The following is a 4,055-nucleotide window of genomic DNA, read 5'->3' on the forward strand; positions in this document are numbered from 1 at the left end:
TCGCCCCGGCGGCCCACGCCGCGCCGCTCCTGCCCTCCTGGACCCGCAGGATGACCACCGGCCGCAAGGCCGTCGGCGCCACGGCCCTGCGCCCCGCCCCGCACGAGGGCCCGGCCGCGGGCCTCACCGGCGAATGGACCACCGCCACGCCGTACCCCACCGGGTACCCCGCCCCGTACCGCGACCCCGCAACATCCACCGCCCCGTACCCCGACCCCGCCATGCCCGCTGCCACAGCCACCGCCACGCCTCCCTCCACGGCCCCGCCCGCCCCCGGACACGCCACCCCGCCGCCCGGCCTCCTGGCCGTCCTCGCGGGCCGGCACAGCGCGGGCCTCAGCCTCGGCCGCCTCGGCCGCTGGGAGGAGGCCGGCGAGGTGCACCGCGCGGTCGCCGCCGAACGCGAGCGGATCCTGGGCCCCGACCACCCCGACACCCTCGCCAGCCGCTACGAGGCCGGCTTCACGCTCAGCCGCACCGGTCGCGCCGCCGACGCCCTGCGCGAGCTCGGCCGCGTCGCCGAGGGCCGCGCCCGCGTCCTCGGCCCCGACCACCCCGACACCCTCACGGCCCGTCAGGAGACGGCGTACGCACTCGGCCGCCTCGGCCGCCACGCTGAGGCCCACCAGACGTACGCCGCCGTGCTCGCCGCCCGCGAACGCACGCTGGGCCCCGACCACCCCGACACCCTCCACTGCCGCCACAACCTGGCCTGCACGCTCGGCAGACTCGGCCGCCTCGACGAGGCGTACCGCATGGCCCACGACGTCGCCGCCGCCCGCGCCAGGATCCTCGGCCCCGACCACCCCGACACGCTGGTCACGCTGTACGAAGTGGCGTACACGCTCGGACAGCTGGGCCGCTGGACGGACGCCCTGCGCACCTACCGCGAGGTCGCCGCCGCCCGCACGCGCGCCCTCGGCCCCGACCACCCGGACACGCTCGCCGCCCGCTACGAGGCCGGCATCTGCCTCGGCCGCCTCGACCGCGGCCACGAGGCGCTGGAGCTGTACGTCGACCTGGTCGCCGCCCGCACCCGGGCGCACGGCCCCCACCACCCGGAGACCCTGCGCGCCCGGCACGGACTCGGCGTCAACCTGGGCCGCCTGGGCCGCTGGGAGGACGCGCTCGCCGAGGCCCGCGCCGTCGCCGCCGCCCGCGAGCGGGCCCTGGGCCCCGATCACCCGGACACACTGCTCAGCCACCGCGAGGTCGCCGTGTGCCTGGGCTGGCTCGGCCGCTGGGCGGAGGCACTCACCGGCTACCAGCGCGTCGCCCGCACCCGCGAACGGGTGTTCGGCCCCGACCATCCCGACACCCTCGCCGGCCACCACGACGAGGCCCAGTGCCTGGAGCAACTGGGCCGCCACACCGAGGCCGTCGAGCTGTACCGCCGCGTCGCCGCCGTCCGGCAGCGCCGCGCTCCCGGCACCCCCTGACCCGCCCCGGAACAGCGGTCCGGGTGGGCACCCCCACAGGGCACCCACCCGGGACCGGCCGGACGGCCGTGGTCGGTCCGTCGGCGGTCCGTCAGCCGACGTGCCAGCAGGTGCCCTCGAAGCCGCCCACATGGACACTGCCCGCCTGGACGTGACCGCCGCTGAACCAGCAGCCGCTGACGTCACCGTTGACGTCATCGTGCGCGGCGGCGGGGGAGGCCGCGAAGAAGCCGGCAGCGAGCAGGCCGGCCAGAGCGATCGAGATGCGCCGAAGCATGTTTCTCTCCTTCGAGTGGGGGTACGTTGGGGTACTCGCCACGACTCTTCACCAGCCGCCACCGCACCGCACGCCGAGACGTACGACCGGGTGGTCCGCCCCGGCGTGTCCGCACCGGGCGTGGCCACGCGACGTTCCCGGACACGCCGACGGCCCCGCCCCGGCCGCAGAGGCGACCGGGTCCGGGGCCGTCGAGACGTGTGACTGAAGGAGAGGTGAGGGGCCGGTCAGCCCTGCGGCGGCGGCGGTTCCTGGCGGCGGTCCGGCGGCTGCTCGCCGCCGAGTTGCTCCTTGAGCTTCTCCTGGGCGGCGTCCACCTGGCTGCTGTACTTGCCCTGGGTCTTCTCGTCGACGAAGTCGCCGGCCTTGTCGACGCCCTTGCCGGCCTGCTCCTCGTGCCCCTTCAGCATCTGCTTGAGCTTGTCCATCACGGACATGGGTCATCCTCTCGATGAGCTGCCCCCTGACCCCCAGTCTCCCCGCACCGCCCCTCCTCCGCATCCGGGAGAGATCAGCAGCCGCGGCCCCGCACCGGTGCGGGCGGCCTCGACGGCCGCCAGCCGTTCGTACCCGGCCGGCGGCATGAGCGGCCGCCACGCGGCCAGTTCCCGTACGTCCCAGCGGGAGTGCTCCGCGGGGTCCAGGCGCATCGAGGACAGCTGCTCCGGCGTGAGCCGCCCCCCGTCGAACACGAACCCGACACCGGGCATCGGCCACGCCGGATCCGGGTGCTGGAAGTGCGTGAGCAGCAGCTCGGGCGTGAGGCCGCGGAAGTGCTCCAGACCGGTCTCCTCGATGCCCTCCCGCACGGCGGCCTCCCACGGGTCCTCGTCCGGTTCGAGGTTCCCGCCCGGCAGCAGCCACCCGTGCGTGCCGTAGGTGGCACGCAGCTGCACCGGCCGGTCGGCCTCGTCGCGGACGTACAGCGCCGCGTACACGGTGGCATGGGTGAGGGTCTGGACGTACTCGGCGGGCGGCAGCAGGTGCAACGAGGTCTCCTCCTCGAAGGAAGCGGATACGCGTACGGGACCGGGGTGGGGGTAGGGGTACGGAGGTCCGCCCACCCTCTCGCATCCGCACCGCCCGGCGTGCCGAAACCACGGCGGCACCACCCCTGCGAGTGGCCCCGCCACCGCCGCCCGCCCGTCACCCGGACCCGCCTCGCGGTCACGCGGCGACGCGCCCCGCCGTCACGGCGCCACGTGCCCGCCGGACAACGCCGCCGCGTCCGCGCCCTCCTTCTCCTTCTCCTCCTCCTGGGACCGCAGCCACTCCTCGTGCGCCCGGGACACCCGCGCCCACAGGGCCGCCCGGTCCGCCGCGTCCAGACCGCCGAGCTCGCGCCCGAACTCCCCGGCGAGCAGCGCGAACCACTCGTCGGCGGTGTCCACCGCCCGCTCCGACCGGCCCGCCGGCTCGATGCGCACCAGCATCCGGCCGCGCAGCAGCAGCACCGCGTCGGCGTCCCGGCGCACGGCGGTGAACGTCGTGAGAAACGGCGAGTCCTCCGCCGTCGACAGCCGGTGGTGCTCCTCCGCGAAATCCGCCATGCCCGCCGGCTCCCCGCGGAACTCCACCACCGGGAAGGCACCCCGCTCGTCGTGGTGGAACGTCCAGCCGCCCGGCTCCGTCACGGACGGCTCCAGCCGGTACGTGAAGCCGCGCCGCTCGTACGTCCCCGCCCGCAGCGGCAGCGGCTCGTACGGCCCGTCGCCGAGCCCCACGTCCACGAACCAGGCGTCCGCGCCGATCCGCACGGTCAGCGCCAGGTGGTTGCCGTTCGCACCCCGCCCCTCCGGCTCCATGTGGACGCCGCCCACATGCAGCGTGACGTCGTACCCGAGCGCCCGCAGCAGCGCGGCGAACGCCCCGTTCAGATGGAAGCAGTAGCCGCCCGCACCCGCCGCGAACCGCCGCACCGACAGCTCCGGGTCGATGCCCGGCGGCCGCCCGAGCTGGATGTCCACGTTCTCGTACGGCACCCGCTCCAGGTGCGCCCGCTGCAACGCGAACAGCTCCGCGGCGGACGGCGTCCCGGACGGAACGACACCGAGCCGCCCCAGATATCCCTCAAATCCCTCTGGAATCATAAGAATTAAGCCTAACGGGCGATCTCCACGGCGATTCATCGGGGCATCCTGCCCGCCGCCGCAGGGCCTGCGGCCCTCAGTCCGCCGACGCCGCCCACCCGTCCGCCTCGACGCGCGCCGCGTCCCCGGGCCGCGCCTCGTCGAACAGGACCCGGTCGCCGTCCAGCACCCGCAGCCCGTCCACGTACACGCCGCGCCCCGCGTACCGCCCGTCCGTCGCGTACCGCCAGCGCAGCCGCACAGGCCCGG

General features: G+C 75.6%; 5 protein-coding genes. 1 reads left to right on the plus strand and 4 read right to left on the minus strand.

All coding sequences use genetic code 11. From position 1 onward, the window contains the following. A partial coding sequence (locus tag HTZ82_RS08310; protein ID WP_175408654.1) for a tetratricopeptide repeat-containing protein occupies positions 1–1,439 on the plus strand: 1,439 nt, incomplete at its 5' end. Positions 1,440–1,530: 91 nt separating this feature from the next. Here the strand turns inward: HTZ82_RS08310 and HTZ82_RS08315 are convergent. The 4 genes from HTZ82_RS08315 to HTZ82_RS08330 form a co-directional block, all read right to left on the minus strand. Next, on the minus strand, positions 1,531–1,716 hold the full coding sequence (locus tag HTZ82_RS08315; RefSeq protein WP_175408655.1) for a hypothetical protein: 186 nt from the start codon (positions 1,714–1,716) through the stop codon (positions 1,531–1,533). A 227-nt stretch (positions 1,717–1,943) separates the two neighbouring features. Next, positions 1,944–2,153: an antitoxin gene (locus tag HTZ82_RS08320; protein WP_175408656.1), complete on the minus strand. Its 210-nt coding sequence runs from the start codon at positions 2,151–2,153 to the stop codon at positions 1,944–1,946. Positions 2,154–2,156: 3 nt separating this feature from the next. Beyond that, on the minus strand, positions 2,157–2,705 hold the full coding sequence (locus HTZ82_RS08325) for an NUDIX domain-containing protein (protein ID WP_175408657.1): 549 nt from the start codon (positions 2,703–2,705) through the stop codon (positions 2,157–2,159). A gap of 201 nt (positions 2,706–2,906) precedes the next feature. Then, positions 2,907–3,806, minus strand: a complete 900-nt coding sequence (locus HTZ82_RS08330) for an arylamine N-acetyltransferase (RefSeq protein ID WP_175408658.1) — start codon at positions 3,804–3,806, stop codon at positions 2,907–2,909. Positions 3,807–4,055: the final 249 nt, after the last annotated feature.

Origin of the sequence: Streptomyces sp. TRM64462 (assembly GCF_013362995.1) — a bacterium.
Taxonomy (GTDB): domain Bacteria; phylum Actinomycetota; class Actinomycetes; order Streptomycetales; family Streptomycetaceae; genus Streptomyces.

Coding starts and splice junctions, on each gene's coding strand:
- HTZ82_RS08330 (WP_175408658.1), bottom strand. CDS start 3,806: ATGATTCCAGAGGGATTTGAGGGATATCTGGGGCGGCTCGGTGTCGTT.
- HTZ82_RS08315 (WP_175408655.1), bottom strand. CDS start 1,716: ATGCTTCGGCGCATCTCGATCGCTCTGGCCGGCCTGCTCGCTGCCGGC.
- HTZ82_RS08320 (WP_175408656.1), bottom strand. CDS start 2,153: ATGTCCGTGATGGACAAGCTCAAGCAGATGCTGAAGGGGCACGAGGAG.